The organism is Microbacterium sp. NIBRBAC000506063, assembly GCF_017968845.1.
Lineage (GTDB): Bacteria > Actinomycetota > Actinomycetes > Actinomycetales > Microbacteriaceae > Microbacterium.
Genome location: NZ_CP072876.1, coordinates 2512998 through 2539296 on the forward strand (window position 1 = coordinate 2512998; position 26299 = coordinate 2539296).

Sequence of the window (26299 nt, forward strand, 5' to 3'; positions counted from 1 at the left end):
ACCCGCGCGCCTCGTGCCCATGGCGCCTCGTAGCATGGAGGCATGCCCATCTCCGGAGAACTCTTCGAGCGTGTCGTGAACGCACCCGCGGTGCCGAAAGGACTCCCGCTCGTGATCCTCCTGACCGGATTCACGGATGCCGGCTCGGCCGTCTCGGGTCTCATCGACCATCTTCAGGACACGACGGATCCGAAGCCGGTCGCCGTCTTCGACAACGACGTGCTCCTCGACTACCGCGCGCGTCGCCCGGTCGTGCAGTTCGATCAGGACCACCTGACCTCCTTCGCCCCGGCGCGGCTCGAACTCGCCGTCGCGCACGATGCGATCGGCCAGCAGTTCCTGCTTCTGTCCGGATACGAGCCCGACTTCGCCTGGAACGCCTTCGTCGACGCCGTCCTGGAGCTCGCGGACGAGTTCGAGGTCTCGGGATGAGCTGGGTGCACGCGATCGCGATGCCCGTGCCGCACACCCGGCCGCTGGGCACGACCGTGAGCGGCAACCGGGCGGAACTCATCGCCGCGCACTCGGTGTGGAAGCCGCGCACGCAGGTCCCCTCCACCGCGGGGCACCTGCTGGAATTCCGCTTCGCCGAGCGCGGCGAGGCGACGGTGGGCTTCGTCCTCCTCATCCCGCACTATCTGGCCGAGACCTCGTATCCGCAGGCGGTGCTCACGGCTGCCGATCGGCTCATGAACGCCACCGGTCTCGTCCTGGCTATGGATGCGGTGCGAGGCGAGAACGACGACTATCTCGCCCGCGTCGACGAGCAGGTGCAGGGCAACGACGAGCTGCTGCAGATGCTGCACACCCTCGAGGAGCGCCACGACGCCTACATGGCGGGCTACAACGCGCCGGACGCCGAGCACGGGTTCGGCGACGCACCCTTCACGGAGCGGAACCTGCCGAGCGCCGACGAACTCGCCGCAGAGCTGGAGAGATACCTCGCGTCGCGACCCCCTGGCGATGATGAGAGCAAGTCCTCACGCGGCTGATTCTTCTCGGATCACGAATATGCGGCATCCGGCGACTCCGATAGGCGTAGGGTGTGCGATAATGGTTCTCTGACCCGTTGTCAACCACTGTGCTCGGCACGAAGACTTGACAAGGGTCTTACTAGTGTCCGAAATTCTCCGGGGCCCCGCACCCCGTGAAAGGCGAAACGTGACTCCTGCCGCGACCAAGAAATCACGGACGACCTCCAGCAAGACTTCTGCCGCCGACGACGCGGCCACCCAGACCGACGCCGCCGAGCCGGCGGAGAAGCCCGCCACCAAGGCGAAGTCCGCCGCGAAGACGACGGCGAAGACCGACAAGCCCGCTGCCAAGGCTCCGGCCAAGAAGAGCACGGCCGGGCGCCGCAAGAAGGCCGACGACGAGACTCCCGTCGACGCGCCCGACGCCGAGGTCGAGGCCGAGGACAACGACGAGGAGGAGGCCAAGCCGGCCTTCACCGAGCCGCTGCCCACCGGTGCGATCGTCCTGACCTCCAAGGACGAGGACGACGTCCCCGTCTACTCGACGCAGATCACCGGCGCCACGGCAGACCCGGTCAAGGACTACCTCAAGCAGATCGGAAAGGTCGCGCTGCTGAACGCGGCCGAAGAGGTCGAGCTCGCGATGCGCATCGAAGCGGGCCTGTTCGCCGAGGAGAAGCTGTCGACGATGTCGGCCGCCGAGAAGTCCAGCGAGCTGGGCCTGGACCTGCAGTGGGTCGCCCGCGACGGCCAGCGCGCCAAGTCGCACCTGCTGGGCGCGAACCTGCGTCTGGTCGTCTCGCTCGCCAAGCGCTACACCGGCCGCGGCATGCAGTTCCTGGATCTCATCCAGGAGGGCAACCTCGGTCTCATCCGCGCCGTCGAGAAGTTCGACTACACCAAGGGGTTCAAGTTCTCGACCTACGCCACCTGGTGGATCCGACAGGCGATCACGCGCGCGATGGCCGACCAGGCCCGCACGATCCGCATCCCCGTGCACATGGTCGAGGTCATCAACAAGCTCGCCCGCGTGCAGCGCCAGATGCTGCAGGATCTGGGCCGCGAGCCCACGCCGGAAGAGCTCAGCCGCGAACTCGACATGACGCCCGAGAAGGTCGTTGAGGTGCAGAAGTACGGTCGCGAGCCGATCTCGCTGCACACGCCGCTCGGTGAAGACGGCGACAGCGAGTTCGGCGACCTCATCGAAGACACCGAGGCGGTTGTTCCCGCCGACGCCGTGGGCTTCACGATGCTGCAGCGCCAGCTCGAGCAGCTGCTGGAGTCGCTCTCCGAGCGCGAAGCGGGCGTGATCCGCATGCGCTTCGGCCTCGGCGACGGGCAGCCCAAGACCCTCGACCAGATCGGTGACACCTTCGGCGTGACGCGTGAGCGCATCCGCCAGATCGAGTCGAAGACGATGGCCAAGCTGCGTCACCCGAGCCGCTCGCAGTCGCTGCGGGATTACCTCGAGTGATGCCGGAGGCGAACAAGGGCAAGGCCCTCTCGGTCGAGGTCGACGGTGTCTCCTACCAGCGCATCCCGATCCGCACGCGTGTCGTGATGCCCGGAGACGACCTCGACGCCGTTGTCCGGGAGTACTCCGCCGAGCATCTGCAGGACGATGACCTGCTGTTCGTCACGGAGAAGATCGTGGCGATCACGCAGGGGCGGTCCTTCCTCCTCGACGAGATCCAGCCGCGACCGCTGGCCCGCTTCCTCTCGAAGTACGTCACCCGTACGAGCTACGGGATCGGCCTCGGCATGCCCGAGACGATGGAGATGGCGCTGCGCGAGTGCGGCACGCCGCGCATTCTCTTCGCCGCCGCAGTCTCCGCCGTCACGAAGCTCTTCGGGCGCCGCGGCGACTTCTACCGGATCGCCGGTGACAAGGCCCGCTCGATCGACGGTCCGACCGCGCACACCATCCCGCCGTACAACCAGGCGGTCGTCCTGGGGCCGGAGAAGCCCGTGCAGGTCGCGGCACGGCTCAAGGGTCTGCTCGGGGCAGGATCCAGGTCGCGGTCGTCGACATCAACGACATCGGCGGGAACATCCTCGGCTCGACGCTGCCGAAGGCGGAGGAGCAGCGGCTGACGCGCATCCTGGCGGACAACCCCTCGGGCAGCGACACGAGTCCACTCCGCTGGGGATCATCCGCACAGCGTGACCGTGTGGCGGCCTGCGGTCGCCGCTCAGCGCTTGTCGACGATGTCGGCGCCGATCGCCTCGCGGTAGCGGTGCAGGAGGCCGGTGCGGATGCCGGAGGCCGAGGGCTTCATCTGGAACACGCTGGAGTTGTGGTTGGCCTCGATGAGAGCGGGACCCTCCTGCGTGATGGCGATGTCCCACCCGACATAGGGGATGGTCGGGAGGCGCGTGGCCGCGTCGGCGACGAGCTCGACGACCTTCTGGTAGTGCGGCACGTGCAGGCCCTGGATCGGCGTTCCCGTGACCGGGTGCTCGCGATAGATGTTCGACTGCTTGTCGACGCCGGGATAGAGGGCGACGCCGTCGTCGTCGAGCATCGTGAACATCCCGCCCGAGGCGAAGTTGTCGATCACCGCGCCGTTGCCGATGCGCAGCACCGAGGCGATGACGTGCAGCTTCTCGGCGGGGTCGCGGTAGGTGATCATCCGGACCGTGTTGACGCTGTCGGGGTAGAGGGCGGCCAGGTCGTCGTGCTGACGGAGGACCTCCTCGAGGAGGGTCTGATCGGCGGCGACGAGTGCGGCCCGCCACGCGGCGACGTCGTCGATGCCGGCGGTCTCGTGGATCGCGATCCCCGCCCGCCCTCACCTGCCGCAGGCTTGGCGATGACCCGGGGGTGACGACGCACGAAGGCCTCGAGGTCCTCGTCGGATGCCGCGGCGGCATCGATCCAGTCCCTTCGCGTCAGGTCGGCGAAGTCGGTGAGGAAACGCCGCTTGTCGCCGAGGATGACGGCGGACTCGGGGCGTTGAGGGTCTTGTTGAGGCGGAAGGCCTTGGGGTGGGTCATCCAGGTGGCGCGTTCGCGCGCCGAGAGGAGCCGGATGTCCCAGACGACGTAGTCGCGGAAGCCCATCTCGTAGCGGATGGAGCACCAGAGCATGTCGGCGATGATCACCGGAAGGGGTGCTGTGGAGACTTTCTTCACCTGATGGGCGAGCTCCAGCAGTTGGGTCGGATTCAGCCGCCTCGCCCGCTTGAAGAGGTACCCGATGCGCAACCGCTTCTGATCCACCGACCCAGGCTAACACGCACCGTCCCGGCGGTTTCGCGGCGGGGACGACTACTATGGACGTTCTGGCAGGTCCATGTCGAAAGGTTCCCCTCTTGTCTCGAGACGTCGCATTCACGGCGCGCCTGAAGTACTTTCTGAAGCGACTGACCTCGTTCACACCGGGCGGGTGTGGGCCTTCGCGACGCAGATCGCCGAGGAGCAGGGCAAGTGGGCGCCGAAGGTCTTCGTCGACATGCTCATCTGGTCCGCATTTCATGACACCGCATACATCGACTACTACGAGGCCGACTTCGCGCTGCTGACCAAGAGCGAGCGCAGGACGTTCATGACCTCGCTCGTGCAGCACCATCTGGCCAACGCGCTCAACGACCCGCACGACGTGATGCAGTTCCAGAACAAGATCGCCTTCAACCGCCGCTTCGCCGAGTACCTGGGGCGCGACTGGCTCGATCTGGAGGAGACCGACGTCGAGGCCTTCCGCGCCTTCACCGAGGCGAACCCGGTCATCATCGCCAAGACACCCGTCGGGCGCGAGGGCAAGGGCGTCTTCCGCTACGACACCGCCGAGGTGACGGACCTGGCCGCCTTCCGCGCGGAGCTGCTCGAGAAGGGGCAGCGGCTGATCGAGCAGCCCATCGTCCAGCATCCCTACCTCGCCGAGTACTGCGCCGGAACGGTGAACACCACCCGCGTCGTGTCGTTCTTCGACGGAGAGACCGTGCACATCCTGATGGCCGCGCAGAAGTTCGGCCGGGGCGCCGTGAGCGACCAGTTCACGTGGGGCGGCTTCTTCACGATGATCGACGAGAACGGGCGCTCCTTCGGCCCGGGCACACCGGCAAGCACAAGAGCCGCTACGAGACGCATCCCGACTCCGGCAAGTCGATCGTCGACTTCCAGGTGCCGCTGTGGGATCAGGTCGTCGACATCGTCACGCGCGCCGCTCAGGAGGTGCCCACGGTTCCCTACGTCGGCTGGGACGTCGTGGCGGGTCCGGAGAAGCCGGTCATCATCGAGGGCAACTGGACTCCCGGACTCTACGAGACGCGGGTGAGCGCCACCGGCATCCGCACCGGCTCCCGGGCGAAGCACCGCCCGGCCATCGAGGCCAGCCGTCGGTGATCCCTCGCCGGAGCCTCCCGCGCGCGCTGATCTCCCGGGCGTGCTCCGCACGAACGCGACGGCGGCGGTCCAGCGCGGCGGCACCGTCGCCGATCTCCGCGGCGATGCGTTCGGGCACGGCGTGGCGGAGGTCGCCCCGATCGTCCATGACGCGGGCGCACGGGCACTCCTCGTCGGTTCCGGACGAGTCGCCGAGGCTCTGCGGCGGAGCGGGCTGCCGGCGATCGTCGAGGGCGAGCCGGACATCGACGGCGATGCGCTCTACGGGCTTCCCGGAAGCGGACTCGACCCCGTCATGAGACTGAGCGGGCAGGTCCTCTCGACGAAGCCGTTGCGTGCCGGGGAGGCGGTGTCCTACGGCTACACGTATCGTGCGACCGTCGACACGACGGTCGCACTCGTGACCGGCGGGTATGCGCAGGGCGTCGTCCGGGCGCTGGGGAACCGCGTGCGCGTGCAGGTCGGGGGAGAGCTCGTCCCGATCGTGGGTCGGGTGGCGATGGATGTCTGCGTCGTGGATCTCCAGGCGCCGTCACCCGCTGTCGCCGACGGCACGGAGGTCGTGTTCTTCGGCGGATCCGGGCCGGTGAAGGACGGACTTGCGGCGTGGGCGGAGGCGACCGGCCTCTCGGCCGCGGAACTGATCACGGTCGCCGGTTCCAAGGCGGTGCGCGAATGGGAGCACTGATGCCTCCGACGCTGGAGATCTCCCGGGCGCGCTTCCTCCAGAACATCGCCGCCGTCCAGGCGCGCATCGCGCCCTCGACGCTCATGCTGGCCATGAAGGACGACGCCTACGGTCACGGTGTGGACTGGGCCGTGGATGCGGCGATCGCGGCGGCGGAGCCGGTGACCTCCTTCGGCGGGTACGACGTGCCGACGGCGCTGCGTATCCGCCAGCGCGCCGCAGACGCCTCGGTGTTCGCCTGGGTCACCTCGGCGGACGCGGAGATCGCCGCGGCGCTGGAGGCCCGCATCGATCTCGGGGTGGGACGGCGGAGTACCTTCGCCGGGTGATCGACACAGCGCGCGCCATGGGACGCGTGGCACGGGTGCATCTGAAGATCGACACCGGACTGCATCGCAACGGCATCCGCCCGAGGACTGGTCCGCGGTGGTCTCCGAGGCGATGAGCGCGCAGCGGGCGGGTCTGATCCGCCTGGCCGGCGTCTGGAGTCATCTCGCGGAGGCCAGCGATGCGGAGGACGATCAGTCCGCGGAGGAGTTCCGGACCGCTGTCGCGATCGTGCGCGATGCAGGGGGTGACCCCGAGGCAGTGCATCTGACCGCATCGGCGGCGTCCTGGTGGCGTCCGGAGCTGCGGGGGAGCGTCTGCCGCATCGGCGCCTTCTGCTACGGGATCCGCTCGGCCCACGGACCGCAGATCCCCGGCGTGCTGCCGGCGGCGACTCTGCGTGCATCCGTGGTCGATGTGCGCGGCGGCGAGGCCGTTCTGGGCATCGGGGCGCTGCACGGGCTGCCGTCGTCGCTGACCGGCGCGTTCGTGGGCACCCCGCGCGGAGCGCGTGCCCTCACCCGCATCGATGCGGCGACATCCGTCGTCGGGGACGGCGCAGGTCTGCGCATCGGCGATGCAGTGAGCATCTTCGGCCCCGGCGCTCAGGGCGAGGGCGATGCCACCTCGCTCGCGGAGCGGATCGACACCGTCGGTGAGGAGATCGTCACACGGCTCACCGCGGAGGTGGAGCGGGTCGAGCGACCCTGATCGCGTGCGTGTCGCGCTCCTCAGGGAGCGTCGACGAGGCGGGCGGTCTCATCGTGCCAGGTGCTGGCGACCGCGCGCAGCTTCTCCTCGTACTTGCGACCGTGGTGCGCGCAGAAGAGGAGCTCGGAGCCGTTGACCTCGGCGGCGATGTACGCCTGGGCGCCGCAGGAGTCGCAGCGGTCGGCCGCGGTGAGGCGGAACTCGACGGTGACGGCCTCACGTTCAGTCGTTGCGTTCATCTCACTGCCTCCTTCGTCTCGGGCTCCTGTGGAGTGTGCTCAATACAACCACGGTTCGCCTGGGGGTATGCCCGGGATGCGGCGTGTTTCGCTCACCGCGTACGCCATGCCGTCCAACGGAGGGACCCAGGGAGTGTCGGCGGCCAGTCGTGCTGCGGGGGAAATAGGATTGACCCTTGTGACTGCCGAGTATTCCGCCCACCACCTCCAGGTCCTCGAGGGACTCGAAGCGGTCCGCAAGCGCCCGGGCATGTACATCGGCTCGAACGGCTCTCCCGGTCTCATGCACTGCCTCTGGGAGATCATCGACAACGCCGTCGACGAGGCGGTGGCCGGCAACGGCGATCGGATCGAGGTGATCCTCCGGTCGGACGGCAGCGTCGAGGTGCGCGATCACGGTCGCGGCATACCCGTCGACATCGAGCCGCGAACAGGACTCAGCGGTGTCGAGGTCGTCTTCACCAAACTGCACGCCGGCGGCAAGTTCGGCGGCGGCTCGTATGCGGCATCCGGAGGCCTGCACGGCGTCGGCGCCTCGGTCGTCAACGCGCTCTCCGAGCGACTCGAGGTGCAGGTCGACCGCGGAGGCAAGACCTGGGCCATGTCGTTCCATCGGGGCGAGCCCGGCACGTTCGCCGACGGCGGGAAGGGCGAGCTGCGTCCGGATGCGCCCTTCACGCCCTTCGAGGAACAGAGCGAGCTGCACGTCGTCGGCAAGGCGCCGCGCGGCGCGACCGGCACGCGCGTGCGCTACTGGGCCGATCAGCAGATCTTCACCAAGGACGCGACCTTCCAGCTTCCCGAACTGGAGACCCGCGCCCGGCAGACCGCCTTCCTCGTCCCGGGCTCGAGATCGTCATCCGCGACGAGCGCGGCGAGGAGGTCGTGGAGACCTCCCACCGCTACGACGGCGGGATCGCCGAGTTCGTCGAGTTCCTCGCCCCGATGCGCCGCTGACCGACACGTGGCGCATCCAGGGCAGCGGCACCTACAAGGAGACGGTGCCCGTGCTGCAGGCGAACGGCACGATGGCATCGACCGAGGTGGAACGCGAGTGCAAGGTCGACATCGCGGTGCGCTGGGGCACCGGGTACGAGACCGTCACGCGCTCCTTCGTGAACATCATCGCCACACCCAAGGGGGCACCCATCAGCAGGGCTTCGAGCAGGAGCTGCTGAAGGTGCTGCGCGCGCAGGTCGATCAGAACGCGCGACGGCTCAAGGTCGGCAACGACAAGGTCGAGAAGGACGACGTGCTCGCGGGCCTCACGGCCGTGCTCACCGTCGAGGTGCCCGAGCCGCAGTTCGAGGGCCAGACCAAGGAGGTGCTCGGAACCCCGGCGGTGCGCCAGATCGTCGCGCAGGTGCTGCGCAAGGAGCTGGGCGCCCGGTTCTCCTCAACCAAGCGCGACGACAAGAACCAGGTCTCCCTGCTGCTGGACAAGGTCGTCTCGGAGATGAAGGCGCGCGTCGCGGCGCGTACTCACAAGGAGACGCAGCGCCGCAAGAACGCGCTGGAGTCTTCGTCGCTGCCCGCGAAGCTCGTCGACTGCCGGACGAACGACGTCGCCCACTCCGAGCTGTTCATCGTCGAGGGCGACTCCGCGCTCGGCACCGCCAAACACGCGCGCAACAGCGAGTTCCAGGCTCTGCTGCCCATCCGGGGCAAGATCCTCAACGTGCAGAAGGCGTCGGTCTCCGACATGCTCTCCAACGCCGAGTGCGCCTCGATCATCCAGGTGATCGGTGCCGGCTCCGGCCGGTCCTTCGATCTGTCCGCGGCCCGCTACGGCAAGATCATCCTCATGAGCGACGCCGACGTCGACGGTGCGCACATCCGGACGCTCCTGCTGACGCTCTTCTTCCGTTACATGCGGCCGCTCATCGAGGACGGCCGCGTCTTCGCCGCCGTGCCGCCGCTGCATCGCGTCGTCGTGATCAACCCGGCTCCAAGCCCAACGAGACGATCTACACCTACAGCGAGCAGGAACTGCACACGCTGCTGGCCAAGCTCCGCAAGGCGAACAAGCGCTGGCAGGAGCCGGTGCAGCGCTACAAGGGCCTGGGTGAGATGGACGCCGAGCAGCTGGCGACGACGACGATGGACCGCTCAGGGCGCCTGCTGCGGCGCGTCCGCATGCAGGACGCCGAAGACGCGGGTCGTGTGTTCGAGCTGCTCATGGGCAACGAGGTCGCCCGCGGCGCGACTTCATCGTGCGCTCCTCGGATCAGCTCTCGCGCGAGGCGATCGACGCCTGAGCGGAGGCCTTCCGCCGTCGAACCCGTGCCGCGAGACGGAGCGGCGTGGGTCGCTCCGCTCAGCCGAGTGTGCGACCGACCGTGCCGATGACCGCGTCCAGCGGCTGTCCGGAGCCGTCGCGGCGCGCACCGGCCTCCGGAAGAGCGCGCACGGCGCCGTCGGGGCCGGTCGCGTAGGCGGGGCGGGGCCGACCCAGGCCAGCGTCAGCCGGTCTTCGCCCTTGAGGAAGGCGTGTGCCCGGACGCCGCCGGTGGCACGACCCTTCGCCGGGTAGTCGGCGAAGTGCGAGACCTTGGCCCTGCCGGCATCCGTTCCGGGGATGATCGACTCGGAGCCGGAGACCGTGACCACGACCGCCTCGGTCTGCGGGGCGACGACCGCGAAGTGGACGACGGATGCCGCGCCGCCGAGCTTGATGCCCGCCATACCTCCGGCGGCGGCGCCCTGCGGCCTGACCGCCGAGGCGGCGAAGCGCAGCAGCTGCGCGTCGGAGGTGACGAAGACCAGTTCGGCGTCGTCGGCGGCGTCGGCGGCACCCGCGACGGTGTCGCCGGGCTTGAGGCCGATCACCTCGACCTCGGGACGCACCGGCAGAGCCGAGGGGACGAAGCGTTTCACCACGCCCTGGGCGGTCCCGATCGCGATCGGCGTGTCGGAGTCGAAGCGCACGAAGGCCAGCACCCGCTCCCCGCGGTCGGTCAGGCCGAGATAGTCGTGGATCGGGGTTCCTGCCGCCAGCTGCACCGATGTCGCCGGCACGGACGGCAGGTCGACGGGGGAGAAGCGCAGCACGCGCCCCGCGGTGGTGAGGGCGCCGAGCTCGCCGCGGACCGTCCCCTCGGCCGTGGCGAGGATCGCATCGTGCTTGCTGCGTCGTGCGGGCGCCGACAGGGTCGCGTCCTCGGGGAGCTCGACGCGCACCGCGCGCCCGGTCGTGGAGAGGACGAGGAGAGTCGGGGCATCGGCGATCTGCAGATCGGCCTCGCCCGCCTTGGCGCGTCGCGGAGCGGCGGGCTTCGCATTCATCAGCAGTGTGCGGCGGGGCGTGCCGTAGGCCTCGGCGGCGGTGTCCAGCTCCTGCGCCACTTGCGCGCGCAGGAGGGCGTCGTCGGCGAGCAGCTCGCGCAGCCGCGCGATCTCGGCCTGCAGTGCATCACGTTCGGTCTCGAGCTCGATGCGGGAGAACTTCGTCAACCGGCGCAGGCGCAGCTCGAGGATGTAGTCGGCCTGCAGGTCGCTGAGGTCGAAGACCTCGCGCAGCCTTGTGCGCGCCTGCTCGGCGTCGTCGGACGAGCGGATGAGCTGGATGACCTCGTCGATGTCGAGGATCGCGACCAGCAGTCCTTCGACGAGGTGGAGGCGCTCTTCGCGGCGGGCGAGGCGGTACCGGCTGCGCCGGGTGATGACCTCGAGGCGGTGGCCACGTAGACCGAGAGCAGCTCCTTGAGCCCGAGCGTGCGGGGCTGACCGTCGACGAGGGCGACGTTGTTGATGCTGAAGGAGTCCTCCAGCGGGTGAAGCGGTACAGCTGTTCGAGAACGGCGTGCGGATCGAAGCCCGTCTTGATGCCGATCGTGATCTTCAGACCGTTCTGCCGGTCGGTGAGGTCGGTGACGTCGCTGATGCCCTGCAGTTTCTTGGACTGGACGGCGTCGCGGATCTTCTCGATGAGCCGCTCGGGCCCGACCATGTACGGCAGCTCGGTGACCACGATGCCCGTCCGCCGCGGTCCGAGCGGCTCGATGGAGGTCTTGCCGCGCACCTTGAAGGCGCCGCGGCCGGTGGCATAGGCGTCCTTGATGCCGTCGAGCCCATGATGATGCCGCCGGAGGGGAAGTCGGGTCCGGGCACGAACTCCATGAGCTCGTCCAGGGTGGCCTCCGGGTTCTCCAGCAGATGCACGGCCGCGGCGACGACCTCGATGAGGTTGTGCGGGCCATGTTCGTCGCCATGCCGACGGCGATGCCGGCCGCGCCGTTGACGAGCAGATTCGGGAAGGCGGCGGGAAGCACCGAGGGCTGCTGGAACTGGCCGTCGTAGTTGGGGATGAAGTCGACGACGTCCTCGTCGAGGTTCTCGGTGAGGGCGAGGGCTGCGGGCGCCAGGCGCGCCTCGGTGTACCGCGATGCGGCGGGGCCGTCGTCGAGAGAGCCGAAGTTGCCGTGCCCGTCGACGAGGGGGACGCGCAGGGCGAAGGGCTGGGCCAGACGCACGAGCGCGTCGTAGATGGGGGAGTCGCCGTGGGGGTGGAGCTTTCCCATCACCTCGCCGACGACGCGGGCGCTCTTGACGTGGCCGCGATCGGGCCGCAGGCCCATCTCCGCCATCTGGTACAGGATGCGCCGCTGCACGGGCTTGAGGCCGTCGCGGGCGTCGGGGAGCGCTCGCGAGTAGATCACCGAATAGGCGTACTCGAGGAAGGATCCCTGCATCTCGCTGGAGAGCTCGATGTCCTGGATGCGCTCCTGGACAGGTTCGGGCGACGGGGTGCGGGGCATGGGCTCCTGCCAACAACGAGAGACGACACGATGGACGCGCCCCGGAGCTCGGGTCTGAACGAGGCGATCCGGACACGGCCTGTGCGAGACTGTCCCGGATGCCAATAATGCTACCGCCCGCTCCCGCATCCTCCCGGAGCGTCGTCGGGGTGGCGGGCGACCTCCTCGCCGCGCTCCGCGGGGAGTCGACCTGGCTCGCGCCGGCGCGATCGGTCGTCCTGGTGGTGGTCGACGGGCTCGGCGCGATCGCGCTGCGTGCCCATGCCGGGCACGCGCGGACGCTGTCGGCGGCGATGGGGAAGCGCGACGTCGGCCACACGGTCTTCCCGAGCACCACCGCCTCGGCACTGACGAGCATCCTCACCGGTGTGCAGCCCGGCGAGCACGGACTCGTCGGGTTCCGGGTGCGCGATCCGCGCCGCGACGCGCTGTTCAACCAGCTCACGGACTGGGAGAAGGCCGGGATCGATCCGCTCACCTGGCAGGGTTCGCCGACCGTCTTCGAGCGTGCGACCGCGGAGGGGAGGGATGCTTTCGCCGTGGGTGTGCGCGAATACGCCGGGAGCGGCTTCACCCGCGCTGTGCTGAGGGGGCGGGGTTCGTCCCGCCGATTCGCCCGCTGAGCGCGTCTCCCGCGCCTACGAGCTCGCCGCGACGCACCCGGCTCCGTCGTCTACTGCTACCTCCCGGAGGCCGACAAGGCCGGACACAAGCACGGGATGGACTCGCCGCGCTGGATCGCCGCGCTGGAGACGATCGACGCCGCCCTGTCGCAGCGGGTGCCCGCCGGGGTTGGCGTGCTCGTGACATCCGATCACGGGATGATCGACGTCCCCGCCCACCGGCACACGATCCTCATGCAGGGAGACGCCTGCTTGGACGGCGTGCGGCACATCGGCGGCGAGCCGCGCATGCTGCACGTGTACCTGGAGTCGGATGCCGCGCCCGCCGATGTCGCGCAGCGCTGGCTGTCCTCGCTCTCCGGAGTGGCCGAGGTCGCGACCAAGGCGGAGGCCGTCGCCGCGGGACTCTTCGGGCCGGTGGTGACCGAGGAAGCCGCGGCGCGCCTGGGCGATATCATCGTCGCCGCACGCGGGAACCGTGCGATCTATGACGGCACGGCCGAGGACCAGCGCGCCCAGGGGATGATCGGGCAGCACGGTTCGCTGACGCCGGAGGAGCGACAGGTGCCGCTCATCCGTCTCGGCGCCTTCGGGTGAGGGCCGGCCGGCTCAGTCGTCGGTCCGTGCGCCGAACACGATCTCGTCCCAGGAGGGCATCGCGTTGCGCCGACGCTTCCGGGCCGAGGAGGCATCCGCGAGCTCCGGTCCGGGTTCGGGCTCGGGTGCGTCCGGCTCGTCGTCCTCGAGTGCTTCGAAGAGCGCGATCGGGCTGTGCTCCTGCGTGTCGTTCTCTTCGTGCGAGGGCGCGGACTCGCGCTGTCCGCGTCGGCGGCGCAGCGCCTCGAGCAGGTCGGCGGTCTCCGCACTGGTCGTGACGTCTTCGGGGGCGCGGGTCATCGCGGCCTCCTGCACGGCGGCGTTCGCCCGCTCCGGCACGGGTGGCGCATCGGTGTCGGCCTCGGGATCGACGAGCGCACGCGGTCCGAACGCCCCGGAGTCGAAACGAGAGTCGTCCTTGTACGGCGAGGTGCGCTCGGTGTCGAGTGCGCGCAGTCGCGGGATGAGCCCGTCGGGGAGGGCGCCCTGGCGCGAGAGCTGGGTGGCGTCGGTGTTGAGGGCGCCAGCGTGCTGCTGCGCGGTTCGAAGCTCCAGCGGGCGTCATGGGCGACGTCGGATGCCGTGAACTCCAGCTTCACGGTCCAGCCGCGTTCGTCCTTCCAGCTGACCCAGCGCTCGTCGGTGGCCTCGAGGGAGGCGAGCTTGGCGCGGATGGCGGCGCCGAAGGTGGGCTGGGCCGCGGGCTCGACCTCGCTGCCCAGCAGCACGGGGACCGCGAGCGCCTGGCCGATGATGTGCTCCCGCTCGGCCACGACGGGTCCTTCGAAGCGGATGACGTCTTCGAGACTGATGCCCAGGAGCTCGGAGACCTCCGCGGAGGTGAGTCCTGAGCGGATGTGCGCCTGGATCTCCCGCGGGCTCACCGCGCTCACCGCATCCGACGTCCGCGCCTGGGCGCGTCGCATCTCGCGGCGCAGCACCTCGTCGATCGGGAGGGCGAAACGGGTGCCGGATTCCGTGGCCAGGACGAGGACGTTGTCCTCGGTGCCGACGATCGTGACGTTCTCCATACCAATGCCCTCTGGTGGGTTTGGGACCATGGTGCCACGCCGCTGTGCGAGCACCGGGAATAGACCGGGCGCGCCGTGAGTTTTCCTCCGCGGCCGAACTGCATTTGCGAAAAGACGTTCCGTCATGCAAACTATGGCCGCTGATTACCCGAATCATGCCCTCACCCACGAAAGCGGAGAACCGACGAATGGCAACCGACTACGACGCCCCCGCAAGAGCGACGACGACAGCGAGTCGATCGAAGCCCTCAAGGAGCGCGTCCCGGACAAGATGTCCGGCTCGGTGGACGTCGAGGACTCTGACAACCCGTCGAGCTTCGACCTTCCGGGCGCCGACCTCTCCGACGTCGAGCTCGACGTGGTCGTCCTCCCGGCGCAGCGCGACGAGTTCACCTGCATGAGCTGCTTCCTCGTCAAGCACCGCTCGCAGCTCGACCACGAGGGTGCGGACGGGCCGATCTGCACCGAGTGCGCCTGAGCGTTCGCGTCGCGCTCAGCGTGCCGCGACGCGTGCCCGTGAGATCGCCGCGACGAGGCGGTCCGGCGTGCGTGTCGAGATCGTCCAGCTCGGCACCGGATCGGCGGGATCGATGTTCGGAACGACCACCGCGCCGTCGACCCCGCCGCGGATCAGGTGCCACCCGCGTGCGTCCAGCCCGGCTCCGCGCACGTTCGCGGCCTCGTCGCCGGTGAAGCCCTGGGGCTCGCCGAGCCAACGGGCGTCGATGTGCGCGCGACCGGCGCGCAGCACCGAGCCCTCCACGCTGACGACGGGGGAGGCGAGCACGGCGGCGATCAGCACCGCGAGGGTCGCCAGGAGCCCGAGGACGAGGGCGAGCACCGAGCCGACGGGCAGGAACGACAGACTCACCATCGGACCGGCCAGTGCGATCGCCACGAAGAACGGCAGGCTGGGCGTGAGACGCTCACGGTAGCGGGGTTGGGTGTCGTGCGGTGAGTTCTGCATTAGCCTCAGGGGTGACCGATTCTGTGGACATCCCCATTATCGCCCCGGCCGTGCCGGTGTACGCCCATCCCGGTGACGCAGGGGCGGATCTGGTCTCGACCGAGACCGTCCGACTCGAGCCCGGAGCCCGGGCGCTCGTGGGCACCGGAGTGCGCATCGCCCTGCCCGAGGGATACGCGGCGTTCGTGGTCCCGCGCAGCGGCCTGGCGGCCAAGCACGGCATCACGGTCGTCAACTCTCCGGGCACCGTCGACGCCGGCTATCGCGGCGAGATCAAGGTCACGCTGCTGAACACCGACACCTCGAGCGCGTACGATGTGTCGGTCGGCGATCGCATCGCCCAGCTCATCATCATGCCGGTGACCCGAGCGCGATTCCTGCCCGTCGAGGAGCTGCCGGACAGCTCTCGCGGGGAGGGAGGCTTCGGCTCCACCGGGACCCAGTCGGCGGCGCAGGACGCCGCCGCACACGCAGGAAAGACATCATGACCGACGAGAACACCCCGAGCCTGAAGGCCGCACCGGCAGGCCGCGCCACCGACGGCCCTTCGACGAATCGGAGGCCAATCCGGTCCGCCCTACATCGACCTCGGCGGCATCAAGGTGCTGCCGCGCGAGGGTCTGAACCTGCGCCTCGAGGTCGAGGAGCAGACCAAGCGGATCGTCGCGGTCGGTCTGGACTACGCCGGATCGACCCTCCAGGTGCAGCCCTTCGCGGCGCCCCGCACCGGAGGGCTCTGGCACGAGACCCGTGAACAGATCCGCGAGCAGGTCCGTCAGCAGGGCGGTCGTGTCGAGGAGCGGGAAGGGCCGCTCGGCCGGGAGCTGCTCGCCGAGGTGCCCGCCGCCGCGGCACAGGGCTCTGGACTGCGTCTCGCACGTTTCGTCGGCGTCGACGGGCCGCGCTGGTTCCTGCGCGGAGTGATCGGCGGTGCCGCGACTTCCGATCTCGATGCTGCCGCACAGATCGAGGACCTCTTCCGGTCGATCGTCGTCGTGCGCGGCACGGTGCCCATGCCGCCGCGCGACCTCATCCCGCTCAAGATGCCGGCGACCCCGGGTTCGGCGTGAGCGAGGTCCGACCGGAGCCGGAGTCGGGGCCGGAGCAGACCCACCCGCGGACGCGCAGCCGGCGGCATCCGACGTCCTCGGTGCGGCGCTCGGCGCCGCCGCTCGGAAAGCGGGTCTCGACCCGGAGGGCGAAGCCGACACGCGCACCGTCGTGTGGTCGGCGATGGGCGGCTGGCGCGGGATCCTCGAGTCGGTCCTGCCCAGCCTCGCGTTCGTCGTGCTCTACACGCTCCGGCCGGATCCGCTGATCCTCTCGCTGGGCGTGTCCGTCGGCCTCGCCGCGGTGTTCACCGTGGTGCGCATCGCGCAGAAGTCGCCGCCGTCGGCCGCGCTGGGCGGGCTGATCGCCGCGGGTGCCGCCGCCGCACTGGCGCTGTGGACTGGAAGGGGGAGGACAACTTCGTCCTCGGCTTCTTCACGAATGCGATCTACGGCAGCGTGCTGCTCGTGTCCGCACTGATCGGCTGGTCGCTGATCGGCCTCGGCATCGGCTATCTCATGGGGAGGGCACCGCGTGGCGCTCCGACCGTCGGAAGCGCCGTGCCTTCTTCTGGCTCACGCTGGCCTGGTCCTCGCTGTTCTTCCTGCGTCTGGGCGTGCAGCTCCCGCTCTATTTCGCCGCCGACGTCACTGCGTTGGGCGTCGCCAAGATCGCGATGGGGCTGCCGCTCTTCGCACCCATGGTGGCGGTCTCCTGGCTTGTCGTGCGGGCTCTCTATCCGCGCGCTCCGGAGGAATCCGAGGACGCCTCCGCGTGATACGATTTATCTCGACATCAAGATAAATCATGTCCTCCCGCCCGCAGCGACGGGTAAGGTGAACCTTGCTAGCCGCAGGTGCCGAGGGCGAGGAAGATGGAAGCGACGAGTGCCTCCATCCGAGCAAAAGGAGACGGACCCGTGTCCACCGTGAACAGTTTCGGTGCGAAGAGCACCCTGACAGTCGGCAGCACCGACTACGAGATCTTCCGGCTCGACGCCGTCGAAGGCTACGAGAAGCTCCCGTTCAGTCTCAAGGTCCTCCTGGAGAACCTGCTGCGCACCGAAGACGGTGCGAACGTCACCAAGGAGCAGATCCAGGCGCTCGGCTCCTGGGACGCGAGCGCTGAGCCGAACACCGAGATCCAGTTCACGCCGGCCCGAGTCGTCATGCAGGACTTCACCGGCGTACCCTGCATCGTCGACCTCGCCACGATGCGCGAGGCGGTCACCCAGCTCGGCGGCGACCCCAGCAAGATCAATCCGCTCTCGCCGGCCGAGATGGTCATCGACCACTCGGTCATCGCCGATCTCTTCGGCTCCGAGAACGCCCTCGAGCGCAACGTCGAGATCGAGTACGAGCGCAACGGCGAGCGCTACCAGTTCCTGCGCTGGGGCCAGACCGCCTTCGACGACTTCAAGGTCGTCCCGCCGGGCACCGGCATCGTCCACCAGGTGAACATCGAGCACCTCGCCAAGGTGATCTACGACCGGGTTTCGACAAGCTCAACCACCGACGGCGGCGAGGTTCTTCGCGCGTACCCCGACACCTGTGTCGGCACCGACTCGCACACCACCATGGTCAACGGACTCGGCGTCCTCGGCTGGGGCGTCGGCGGCATCGAGGCCGAGGCCGCCATGCTCGGCCAGCCGGTCTCCATGCTCATCCCGCGCGTCGTCGGCTTCAAGCTCACCGGCGAGATCCCGGCGGGCGTCACCGCGACCGACGTCGTGCTCACGATCACCGACATGCTCCGCCAGCACGGCGTCGTCGGCAAGTTCGTCGAGTTCTACGGCGAGGGCGTGGGCTCCGTGCCCCTCGCCAACCGCGCCACGATCGGCAACATGAGCCCGGAGTTCGGCTCCACGGCGGCGATGTTCCCCATTGACGACGTCACCGTCGAGTACCTGCGACTCACCGGCCGCGACGAGCAGACGGTCGCCCTCGTGGAGGCCTACGCCAAGGAGCAGTCGCTCTGGCACGACCCCTCCGTCGAGCCGGTCTTCAGCGAGTACATGGAGCTCGACCTCGGCACCGTGGTCCCCTCGATCGCCGGCCCCAAGCGTCCTCAGGACCGCATCCTCCTCTCCGAGGCCAAGGAGCAGTTCGAGAAGGACATCCTGAGCTATGCGGCCCCGTCGACGACCGACGACATGGTCGACCTGACCTCGAAGCACTCCTTCCCGGCATCCGACCCCGGACCGGTCCCGGGCGAGGAGGACGACGACACCCGTCTCGTCCACGTCAACAGCGGCCACCTCAACGGCGCCTCCAACCCGGTCAAGGTCACCCCGCCGTCAGGAGACCCCTACGTCCTCGACAACGGTGCGGTCACCCTCGCGGCGATCACTCCTGCACCAACACCTCGAACCCGTCGGTCATGATCGCCGCCGGTCTCCTGGCGCGGAAGGCGCGTGAGCGCGGCCTGAAGCAGAAGCCCTGGGTCAAGACCACGCTCGGCCCGGGTTCGAAGGTCGTCACCGACTACTACGAGAAGTCCGGACTCGACAAGGACCTCGAGGGACTGGGCTTCTACACGGTCGGCTACGGCTGCACGATCTGCATCGGAAACTCCGGACCGCTCATCGAAGAGGTCTCCGCCGCGGTCAACGAGAAGGACCTCGCGGTCACCGCCGTCCTCTCCGGCAACCGCAACTTCGAGGGGCGCATCAGCCCCGATGTGAAGATGAACTACCTGGCGTCGCCGCCGCTGGTGGTCGCCTACGCCCTGGCCGGCTCCATGCACTTCGACTTCGACACCGACGCGCTCGGCAAGGACGCGGACGGCAACGACGTCTTCCTCAAGGACATCTGGCCGGCACCGGCCGAGATCCAGGAGATCATCGACTCGTCGATCTCGCGGGAGCAGTTCATCAAGCAGTACGCGACCGTCTTCGACGGCGACGAGCGCTGGACGAGCCTGCCGACCCCGAAGGCCCCATCTTCGAGTGGGACGCCGACTCGACCTACGTGCGCAAGGCGCCGTACTTCGACGGCATGACCATGGAGCTGACCCCGGTCAGCGACATCACGGGCGCGCGCGTGATGGCGACGCTGGGCGACTCGGTCACCACCGACCACATCAGCCCCGCCGGCAACATCAAGGCCGGCACGCCCGCCGCGCAGTACCTCACCGAGCACGGCGTCGCGCAGAAGGACTTCAACTCCTACGGCTCACGCCGCGGCAACCACGAGGTCATGATCCGCGGCACCTTCGCGAACATCCGCCTGAAGAACCAGCTCGTCCGCGCCGTGAACGACGGCGCCGAGATCGAGGGCGGCTACACGCGCGACTTCACCCAGCCCGGCGGCCCGCAGTCGTTCATCTACGACGCCTGCATGAACTACCAGGAGCAGGGCACGCCCCTGGTCGTCTTCGGCGGCAAGGAGTACGGCTCCGGCTCGTCGCGCGACTGGGCGGCCAAGGGCACGAGCCTCCTCGGCGTCAAGGCGGTCATCACCGAGAGCTTCGAGCGCATCCACCGCTCCAACCTCATCGGCATGGGCGTCGTCCCGCTGCAGTTCCCCGCCGGCGAGAGCTGGGAGTCGCTGGGCCTGGACGGCACCGAGATCGTCTCGATCGAGGGTCTGGAGCAGCTCAACGAGGGCGTCACGCCGAAGACCGTGAAGGTGACCGCCGAGCCGAGCGAGTTCTCGGCCGAGGGCAAGCAGACCATCACCTTCGACGCGGTCGTGCGCATCGACACGCCGGGTGAGGCGGACTACTACCGCAACGGCGGCATCCTGCAGTACGTGCTGCGTTCGCTGGTCTGATGCACGAGTGGAGGGGATCGGATGCCGCGGCATCCGATCCCCCTTTCCCGTCCCCGCCGCGGCTCATGGTTCGTGCAGGAGCGGGAACGATAGAATCATCAGGTTGAATCCGCTCGGCGGATCTTTCCGTCGAGTATCAACGAGGAGGTGCGGATGACGATTCTCTCGCGCATCGAGGGTCCCAGAGACCTCGACGCCCTTTCCATCGACGAGCTCACGCAGCTCGCGCAGGAGATCCGGGACTTCCTCGTCGAGAACGTCTCGCGCACCGGTGGGCACCTCGGCCCGAACCTCGGTGTGGTCGAGCTCACGATCGCGCTGCACCGCGTCTTCTCCTCGCCCGACGACCCCATCGTCTTCGACACGGGGCATCAGTCGTACGTCCACAAGCTGCTCACCGGCCGCAAGGACTTCTCGGGTCTGCGCGAACGCGGGGGTCTCGCCGGCTATCCGCAGCGCAGCGAGAGCCCGCACGACGTCGTCGAGTCGTCGCACGCCTCCAGCTCCCTGAGCTGGGCGGACGGCCTCTCCCGCGCGCTCACGGCCACCGGCCGGGCCGATCGTCATGTGGTCGCCGTCGTCGGCGACGGCGCGCTGACGGGCGGCATGACCTGGGAGGCCCTCAACAACATCACCGACGACAACAACCGCAACCTGGTCATCGTCGTCAACGACAACGGCCGCTCCTACGCTCCGACCATCGGCGGCATGGCGCGCTTCCTCAACCGGGTACGCGCCGGCGAGACCTACCGCGACCTGGATCGCCGCTCCGGCTCGCTCATCGAGCGGCTCGGCCCGGTCGCCAGGGCGGTGTATCGCGGCATCCGAGGCGGCACACGGGGCTTCCTCTCCCGCTTCACCAACAACGAGGAGCTCTACTCGAACCTCGACATCAAGTATCTCGGCCCTGTCGACGGTCACGACCTGGAGGCGATGCTCGAGACGCTCCAGCTCGCCAGGGACTACGGTGCGCCTGTGATCGTGCACGCGATCACGGAGAAGGGGCGCGGGTACGCGCCGGCCCGCAATGATGAGGCCGACCAGTTCCATGCCGTCGGACGCATCGATCCCGCGACCGGCGACGCGCTCGGCGCGAAGAAGTCGCTGGGGTGGACGGATGTCTTCTCCCAGGCGCTCGTCGACGTCGGGGAGCGTCGGCCGGAGGTGATCGCGATGACGGCCGCGATGCTGCGGCCGACCGGGCTCGCGGCGTTCGCGGAGCGCTTCCCCGACAGGGTGTACGACGTCGGCATCGCCGAGCAGCATGCCGTCGCGTCGGCGGCCGGTCTCGCCTACGGAGGGCTGCACCCGGTGGTCGCGATCTACGCGACCTTCATGGGGCGCGCGGTGGATCAGGTCCTGATGGACGTCGCCCTACACCGGGCGGGAGTGACCTTCGTGCTCGACCGGGCCGGAGTGACCGGCCCGGACGGCCCGAGCCACCATGGCATCTGGGATCTCGCGATGCTGCAGGTCGTGCCGAATATCCGCATCGCCGCACCGCGCGACGCGGTCACCCTTCGTGAAGCGCTCGACGAGGCGGTGGCCGTCGATGACGCGCCGACGGTGATCCGCTACCCGAAGAGCGAGGCCGTCGAGGAGGTCCCGGCACTGGAGCGCCTCGGCGACGGTGTGGACGTGCTCTGGCGAGGAGACACCGAGGACGTCCTGCTCGTCGGCATCGGACCCTTCGCCGAACTGGCGGTGGACGTCGCGGTGCGCCTGCGGGCACAGGGGATCGGTGCGACGGTCATCGACCCGCGCTGGGTGATCCCGGTCCGGCCCTCGGTCGTGGAGCTCGCGGCACGGCACCGCCTGGTCATCACCATGGAAGACGGCATCCGCGTCGGCGGGATCGGCACGCGCGTCCGTCAGGTGCTGCGCGAGGCCGGGGTCGACACCGCGGTGGACGAGCTCGGCCTTCCCGACGAGTTCATCGATCACGCGTCGCGTCAGCAGATCCTCGAGGACGCCGGTCTGACGGCGCCGAAGATCGCGCACGACGTCGTCGCGCAGGTGCTGGGAACCCGCATCCCGGTGGCGCGTCAGACCGACCAGACCGGAGCGATCGAGCTGCCCCTGCACGAGCCGCGCTGAGCGGCACCGACGATCGTCACGGCGCGAGTTCCGCGACGATCTCCGGGTTCGCCGCCGCCGCTCGGCCATCCCCGCGAAGGGCGAGGCGAGCCGAGAGCCACCAGCCCGACGGCACGGCCAGGGTCGCGGCGACGACGATGATGATCCACGTATAGGGGCCCGCCGTCCAGAACGCCCCTTCGTCGAGGCTCATGATCCACACCGCGAGGGTGCCGACCGCCGCGCCGAGTGCCGCGTAGACGAGCAGGTGGACGTACATCGGTCGCACGCGACGGAGGCCGCGTCCGATGGCCCACGCCACAAGAGCCCCGACGGCGGCTGCGACGAGCCCGACGGCGCCGGCGACGAGGAGGACCGCCGCGAAGATGAGCACATTCATCGTGAGAGCGAAGTCGATGTCGAAGTACGCCGCTTCCGGTCCGGTCCTGCTGAGGACCATCTCCACGACCATGGCGATCAGGAAGCCGCCGCCGAGCAGGATCATGAAGGCGCACCACGCGAATCCCGCACCGAGCCAGAGCTCGCCGGGGTGAAGGCCATGGGCTCCTCGGCGCTGCGGGGGACCTCTTCGACGTGGGAGCGCTCATGCGCACCTCCTGGACAGGCACCCTCCGAACGGGGCGATCAGCAGACGATACCGCGCCGCGGCCCAGCGGGGAAGAAGGCGCGACGGAGCACACTCGTCAAAGGAGAAGGAGCGAGGCGCCCGGGGGATGCCTCGCTCCTTCGTCGACCTCAGCGGTTCTCGATGCCGCGGATCGGCGGCGTGTGGAAGGTGCCGCCGAACACGCGCTCCGAGGCGCCCTCGCGGTCGAGGTACGGCGAGGCGCCGCCGTCGATGAAGGGCCAGCCGGCACCGAAGATGAGGCACAGGTCGATGTCCTCGACCTCGGGGACCACGCCCTCGTCGAGCATGATCCTGATCTCCTGGGCGAGCCCGTCCTGGACGCGACGGAGGATCTCCTCGGCGGATGCGGGCGAGCCGCCCACTGCGGGCTTGAGCACCTTCTCGGCGGCCTTGGTCCATCCGGTGACGCGGCCGGACTTGTCCTTCTCGACGACCTTCTCGAGCTCGGCGAGAGCGTGGAAGTTCTCGTTCGCGTAGAACCGCTCCGGGAAGGCGCGCACCATGGTGTCCTGGACGTGCGCCGCGACCTTCCAGCCGACGAGGTCGATCAGCTGGAACGGCCCCATCGGCAGGCCGATCGGCGCGAAGGCCTTCTCGACGTCGGTGACGGGAGTGCCCTCGTAGACGGCGCGGGCCGCTTCGCCCATGACCTTGGCGAGGAGGCGGTTGACGACGAAACCGGGGGCGTCGGCGGTGAGCACCGCGCTCTTGCCGAGGCCCTTGGCGACGACGAAGGCGGTGGAGAGCGCCGCATCCGATGTCTGCGGGGTCTTCACGATCTCGATCAGCGGCATGACGGCGACCGGGTTGAAGAAGTGGAAGCCGACCAGGCGCTCGGGGTGGGCGAGCGTGGACCCGATCTCCTCGACCGAGAGCGAGGAGGTGTTGGTCGCGAGGATCGCGTCTTCGGCGATGATCTTCTCGATCTCGCCGAAGACCTGCTGCTTGACCGAGACCTCCTCGAAGACCGCTTCGATCACGAAGTCGCAGTCCGCGTACTCGCTCTTGTCGATCGTGCCGCGGACGAGTCCGCGGAGCTTGCTCGCGGTGTCGGCGTCGATGCGACCCTTCTGCTCGAGCTTGCCGATCTCCTCGTGGATGTAGGCCACGCCCTTGTCGACGCGCGCCTGGTCGATGTCGGTGACGAGCACGGGCACCTGGAGGCGCCGGACGAACAGGAGGGCGAACTGGCTGGCCATGAGGCCCGCACCGATGATGCCGACCTTCGTGACCTTCTTGGCGAGCTCCTTGTCGGGTGCGCCGACAGGGCGCTTGGCGCGCTTCTGGACGAGGTCGAAGGCGTACATCGACGCGGCGAACTGGTCGCCGACGACGAGATCGGCGAGAGCCTCGTCCTCGCGGGCGAAGCCCTCGGCGCGGGTTCCGCCCTTGGCCTTGTCGAGCAGGTCCAGCGCGACGTAGGGGGAGCGCGGCACGGTGCCGATCTTCGATTCGAGCATGCCGCGGGCCATCTTGATCGCGATCGGCCACTTGGTCAGGCGCTCGACCTTGCCCGGCTCGTTCTTGCGGGTGACCTTGACGGAGCCGCTCAGGACCTCGTCGGCCCAGCGCAGCGAGTCCTCGAGGAACGCGGCCGCGGGGAAGATCGCGTCCACGATGCCGAGGTCGAAGGCCTGCTGGGGCTTGAGCATCCGGTTCTGCTTGAGCGGGTTGGAGATGACCACTTCGAGCGCGTTCTCGATGCCGATGAGGTTCGGCAGCAGGTAGGCGCCGCCCCAGCCGGGGATGATGCCGAGGAACACCTCGGGCAGGGCGATCGCGGCCGCGGAGGAGTCGACGGTGCGGTACGTCGAGTTGAGTGCGACCTCGAGGCCGCCGCCCAGCGCGAGGCCGTTCACGAAGGCGAAGGAGGGCACGCCGAGCTCGTGGAGCTTGCCGAACACGTGGTGTCCGAGCTGGGCGATCTTGCGCGCGTTCTCCTTGGAGCCGACGAGCGTGATGTCGCTGAGGTCGGCACCGGCGGCGAGGATGTACTGCTTGCCGGTCACGGCGACGGCGTCGATCTCGCCGGCGGCCGCACGGGCCTTCAGCTCGTCGAGGCGCTCACCCAGCTCGATGAGCGTCTTCGGGCCGAGCGTGTTCGGGCGGTTGTGGTCGCGGCCGTTGTCCAGGGTGATGAGCGCCAGGGTCTTGCCCGAGGCGAGACGGATGTCGCGCACGGGGAGTGCGTGACGACCTCGTCACCGGCGAGCTCGAGCAGCGAGGAGAAGTCGATGTTCTCGTAGTTCGTCATTGCCGTTTCCTACTTCTTCCCGGTGTAGTGGGGGTTCTCCCAGATGACGCTGCCGCCCTGACCGAGGCCGACGCACATCGCCGTCAGGCCGTAGCGGACGTCCGGGCGCTCGGCGAACTGCGCGGCGAGCTGGATCATGAGACGCACGCCGGATGCGGCCAGCGGGTGCCCGAGGGCGATCGCACCGCCCCACTGGTTGACGCGGGGTCGTCGTCGGCGATGCCGAAGTGGTCGAGCAGCGAGATCACCTGGATCGCGAAGGCCTCGTTGAGCTCGAACAGGCCGATGTCGTCGATCGTGAGTCCGGCCTTCTTGAGCGCCTTCTCGGTGGAGGGAATCGGTCCGATGCCCATGATCTCGGGCTGCACGCCGGCGAAGGCGTAGGAGACCAGACGCATCTTCGGGCGAGACCGAGTTCCTTCACCGCGTGGCCGGAGGCGAGCAGGCTCACTGTGGCCCCGTCGGTGAGAGGAGAGGCGGTGCCGGCGGTGACGCGGCCGTGCGGGCGGAAGGGTGTCTTCAGAACCGCGAGATCCTCCATCGTGGTCTGCGGGCGACGGCCCTCATCCTCGGTGGCCAGGCCCAGGCGCCGTCCTCGCCCTTCGTGGCGACGGGCACGAGGTCGGGCTGGATCTTGCCGGCGTCGTAGGCCGCCTGCGCCTTGTGCTGGCTGAGCATGCCGAAGCGGTCGGCGCGCTCCTTGGTGAGGTGCGGGAAGCGGTCGTGGATGCGCTCGGCCGTCACGCCCATGTTGAGGGCGGCCGGGTCGACCATCTTCTCCGCGACGAAGCGCGGGTTGGGGTCGGCGTTCGCTCCGATGGGGTGGCGGCCCATGTGCTCGACGCCGCCGGCGATCGCCACGTCGTACATGCCGAAGCCGATGGAGCCGGCGATCGTCGTGACGCTGGTCATCGCGCCGGCGCACATGCGGTCGATCGCGTAGCCGGGAACGGACTGGGGCAAGCCGGCGAGGATCGCGGTGCTCCGCCCGAGGGTGAGGCCCTGGTCGCCGGTCTGGGACGTCGCGGCGATCGCGACCTCCTCGACGCGGTCCTTCGGGACATCGGGATTGCGCTCCATCAGGCCGATCATGGCCTTGACGACGAGGTCATCCGCGCGGGTGTTCCAGTACATGCCCTTTTCGCCGGCGCGCCCGAAGGGGGTGCGGACTCCATCGACGAAGTAGACGTCCGAGATCTCGGCCACTCTGCCTCCAAGTTTGTGCGTGCTCTCAGGTTA

14 protein-coding genes and 13 pseudogenes are annotated in these 26299 nt (G+C 68.9%); 17 read left to right on the top strand and 10 right to left on the bottom strand.

What is annotated here, in order from left to right; all coding sequences use genetic code 11:
• Positions 1-42: 42 nt before the first annotated feature.
• From KAE78_RS14170 to KAE78_RS14180, 3 genes and pseudogenes are all read left to right on the top strand, one after another.
• Positions 43-992 (top strand): annotated as a pseudogene (locus KAE78_RS14170) (proteasome assembly chaperone family protein).
• Positions 993-1161: 169 nt separating this feature from the next.
• Complete coding sequence (locus tag KAE78_RS14175) at positions 1162-2448, top strand: RNA polymerase sigma factor (protein ID WP_223171263.1); 1287 nt, start codon at positions 1162-1164, stop codon at positions 2446-2448.
• Positions 2448-3141: pseudogene (locus tag KAE78_RS14180) on the top strand (coenzyme F420-0:L-glutamate ligase). Before KAE78_RS14175 ends, KAE78_RS14180 begins: the two are co-directional and overlap by 1 nt.
• 25 nt (positions 3142-3166) lie before the next feature.
• On the opposite strand, the gene KAE78_RS14185 reads toward KAE78_RS14180, so the two are convergent.
• Positions 3167-3646, bottom strand: coding sequence for a sugar-transfer associated ATP-grasp domain-containing protein (locus KAE78_RS14185; RefSeq protein WP_223172508.1), 480 nt, complete (start codon positions 3644-3646; stop codon positions 3167-3169).
• 6 nt (positions 3647-3652) lie between these two features.
• Between KAE78_RS14185 and KAE78_RS14190 the strand changes: the two genes are divergently transcribed.
• Positions 3653-3802, top strand: a complete 150-nt coding sequence (locus tag KAE78_RS14190) for a hypothetical protein (RefSeq protein WP_223171264.1) — start codon at positions 3653-3655, stop codon at positions 3800-3802.
• A 64-nt stretch (positions 3803-3866) separates the two neighbouring features.
• Here KAE78_RS14190 and KAE78_RS14195 read toward each other — a convergent pair whose 3' ends face one another.
• Positions 3867-4196 carry a hypothetical protein gene (locus KAE78_RS14195; protein ID WP_223171265.1) on the bottom strand — a complete coding sequence of 110 codons (330 nt, stop codon included), beginning with the start codon at positions 4194-4196 and terminating at the stop codon, positions 3867-3869.
• 382 nt (positions 4197-4578) lie between these two features.
• Here KAE78_RS14195 and KAE78_RS19965 point away from each other — a divergent pair.
• From KAE78_RS19965 to KAE78_RS14210, 5 genes and pseudogenes are all read left to right on the top strand, one after another.
• Positions 4579-4968 (top strand): annotated as a pseudogene (locus KAE78_RS19965) (sugar-transfer associated ATP-grasp domain-containing protein); the annotation flags it as partial.
• 128 nt (positions 4969-5096) lie between these two features.
• A complete protein-coding gene (locus KAE78_RS19970) occupies positions 5097-5318 on the top strand; it encodes a sugar-transfer associated ATP-grasp domain-containing protein (protein WP_411155959.1) in 222 nt (73 codons plus the stop codon).
• Between the two features lie 40 nt (positions 5319-5358).
• Positions 5359-6006, top strand: a complete 648-nt coding sequence (locus KAE78_RS14205) for an alanine racemase C-terminal domain-containing protein (RefSeq protein ID WP_223171266.1) — start codon at positions 5359-5361, stop codon at positions 6004-6006.
• Positions 5994-6335, top strand: a complete 342-nt coding sequence (locus KAE78_RS19975; RefSeq protein ID WP_411155960.1) for an alanine racemase — start codon at positions 5994-5996, stop codon at positions 6333-6335. The genes KAE78_RS14205 and KAE78_RS19975 overlap by 13 nt, the downstream gene beginning before the upstream one ends.
• A gap of 17 nt (positions 6336-6352) precedes the next feature.
• Positions 6353-7044, top strand: a pseudogene (locus tag KAE78_RS14210) (alanine racemase).
• A gap of 20 nt (positions 7045-7064) precedes the next feature.
• Here KAE78_RS14210 and KAE78_RS14215 read toward each other — a convergent pair.
• The gene (locus tag KAE78_RS14215; protein ID WP_223171267.1) at positions 7065-7283 is read right to left on the bottom strand and encodes a hypothetical protein; all 219 of its coding nucleotides are present in this window, start codon (positions 7281-7283) and stop codon (positions 7065-7067) included.
• A 178-nt stretch (positions 7284-7461) separates the two neighbouring features.
• Between KAE78_RS14215 and KAE78_RS14220 the strand changes: the two are divergent.
• Positions 7462-9541 (top strand): annotated as a pseudogene (locus KAE78_RS14220) (type IIA DNA topoisomerase subunit B).
• Between the two features lie 59 nt (positions 9542-9600).
• Here KAE78_RS14220 and KAE78_RS14225 read toward each other — a convergent pair.
• Positions 9601-12040: pseudogene (locus KAE78_RS14225) on the bottom strand (DNA topoisomerase (ATP-hydrolyzing) subunit A).
• Between the two features lie 224 nt (positions 12041-12264).
• Here KAE78_RS14225 and KAE78_RS17990 point away from each other — a divergent pair.
• A pseudogene (locus KAE78_RS17990) lies at positions 12265-13260 on the top strand (alkaline phosphatase family protein).
• Positions 13261-13272: 12 nt separating this feature from the next.
• On the opposite strand, the gene KAE78_RS19980 reads toward KAE78_RS17990, so the two are convergent.
• Together KAE78_RS19980 and sepH are read right to left on the bottom strand one after the other, a co-directional pair.
• A complete protein-coding gene (locus tag KAE78_RS19980; RefSeq protein WP_411155961.1) occupies positions 13273-13560 on the bottom strand; it encodes a hypothetical protein in 288 nt (95 codons plus the stop codon).
• The gene (sepH, locus tag KAE78_RS14240) at positions 13557-14291 is read right to left on the bottom strand and encodes a septation protein SepH (protein WP_411155962.1); all 735 of its coding nucleotides are present in this window, start codon (positions 14289-14291) and stop codon (positions 13557-13559) included. The genes KAE78_RS19980 and sepH overlap by 4 nt, the downstream gene beginning before the upstream one ends.
• Before the next feature lie 188 nt (positions 14292-14479).
• Between sepH and KAE78_RS14245 the strand changes: the two are divergent.
• Positions 14480-14769: pseudogene (locus tag KAE78_RS14245) on the top strand (DUF4193 domain-containing protein).
• Between the two features lie 15 nt (positions 14770-14784).
• On the opposite strand, the gene KAE78_RS14250 reads toward KAE78_RS14245, so the two are convergent.
• Positions 14785-15258 (bottom strand): DUF3093 domain-containing protein, encoded by a 474-nt coding sequence (locus KAE78_RS14250; protein WP_223171269.1) that lies wholly within the window; start codon positions 15256-15258, stop codon positions 14785-14787.
• 11 nt (positions 15259-15269) lie between these two features.
• Here KAE78_RS14250 and dut point away from each other — a divergent pair, with 11 nt between their 5' ends.
• The 5 genes and pseudogenes from dut to dxs all read left to right on the top strand — a co-directional run bounded on the left by dut (position 15270) and on the right by dxs (position 22178).
• Entirely contained in the window at positions 15270-15746 is a 477-nt protein-coding gene (gene dut / locus KAE78_RS14255) for a dUTP diphosphatase (RefSeq protein ID WP_223171270.1), read from the top strand.
• A pseudogene (locus KAE78_RS14260) lies at positions 15743-16328 on the top strand (DUF3710 domain-containing protein). Before dut ends, KAE78_RS14260 begins: the two are co-directional and overlap by 4 nt.
• Before the next feature lie 40 nt (positions 16329-16368).
• Positions 16369-17086: pseudogene (locus KAE78_RS14265) on the top strand (DUF3159 domain-containing protein); the annotation flags it as partial.
• Between the two features lie 96 nt (positions 17087-17182).
• Positions 17183-20081: pseudogene (locus tag KAE78_RS14270) on the top strand (aconitate hydratase).
• A gap of 153 nt (positions 20082-20234) precedes the next feature.
• Positions 20235-22178 (top strand): 1-deoxy-D-xylulose-5-phosphate synthase, encoded by a 1944-nt coding sequence (gene dxs / locus KAE78_RS14275; RefSeq protein ID WP_223171271.1) that lies wholly within the window; start codon positions 20235-20237, stop codon positions 22176-22178.
• Between the two features lie 16 nt (positions 22179-22194).
• Here dxs and KAE78_RS14280 read toward each other — a convergent pair whose 3' ends face one another.
• The 3 genes and pseudogenes from KAE78_RS14280 to KAE78_RS14290 form a co-directional block, all read right to left on the bottom strand.
• On the bottom strand, positions 22195-22662 hold the full coding sequence (locus tag KAE78_RS14280) for a hypothetical protein (protein WP_223171272.1): 468 nt from the start codon (positions 22660-22662) through the stop codon (positions 22195-22197).
• 251 nt (positions 22663-22913) lie between these two features.
• Positions 22914-25060: pseudogene (locus KAE78_RS14285) on the bottom strand (3-hydroxyacyl-CoA dehydrogenase NAD-binding domain-containing protein).
• Between the two features lie 9 nt (positions 25061-25069).
• Positions 25070-26266, bottom strand: a pseudogene (locus KAE78_RS14290) (thiolase family protein).
• Positions 26267-26299: the final 33 nt, after the last annotated feature.

Bases quoted from the DNA above. Each gene is read 5' to 3' on its own strand.
- KAE78_RS19975 (WP_411155960.1), top strand. From the start codon at position 5,994: ATGGGAGCACTGATGCCTCCGACGCTGGAGATCTCCCGGGCGCGCTTC.
- KAE78_RS14215 (WP_223171267.1), bottom strand. From the start codon at position 7,283: ATGAACGCAACGACTGAACGTGAGGCCGTCACCGTCGAGTTCCGCCTC.
- KAE78_RS19980 (WP_411155961.1), bottom strand. From the start codon at position 13,560: ATGACCCGCGCCCCCGAAGACGTCACGACCAGTGCGGAGACCGCCGAC.
- sepH (WP_411155962.1), bottom strand. From the start codon at position 14,291: ATGGAGAACGTCACGATCGTCGGCACCGAGGACAACGTCCTCGTCCTG.
- KAE78_RS14250 (WP_223171269.1), bottom strand. From the start codon at position 15,258: ATGCAGAACTCACCGCACGACACCCAACCCCGCTACCGTGAGCGTCTC.
- dxs (WP_223171271.1), top strand. From the start codon at position 20,235: ATGACGATTCTCTCGCGCATCGAGGGTCCCAGAGACCTCGACGCCCTT.
- KAE78_RS14280 (WP_223171272.1), bottom strand. From the start codon at position 22,662: ATGATCCTGCTCGGCGGCGGCTTCCTGATCGCCATGGTCGTGGAGATG.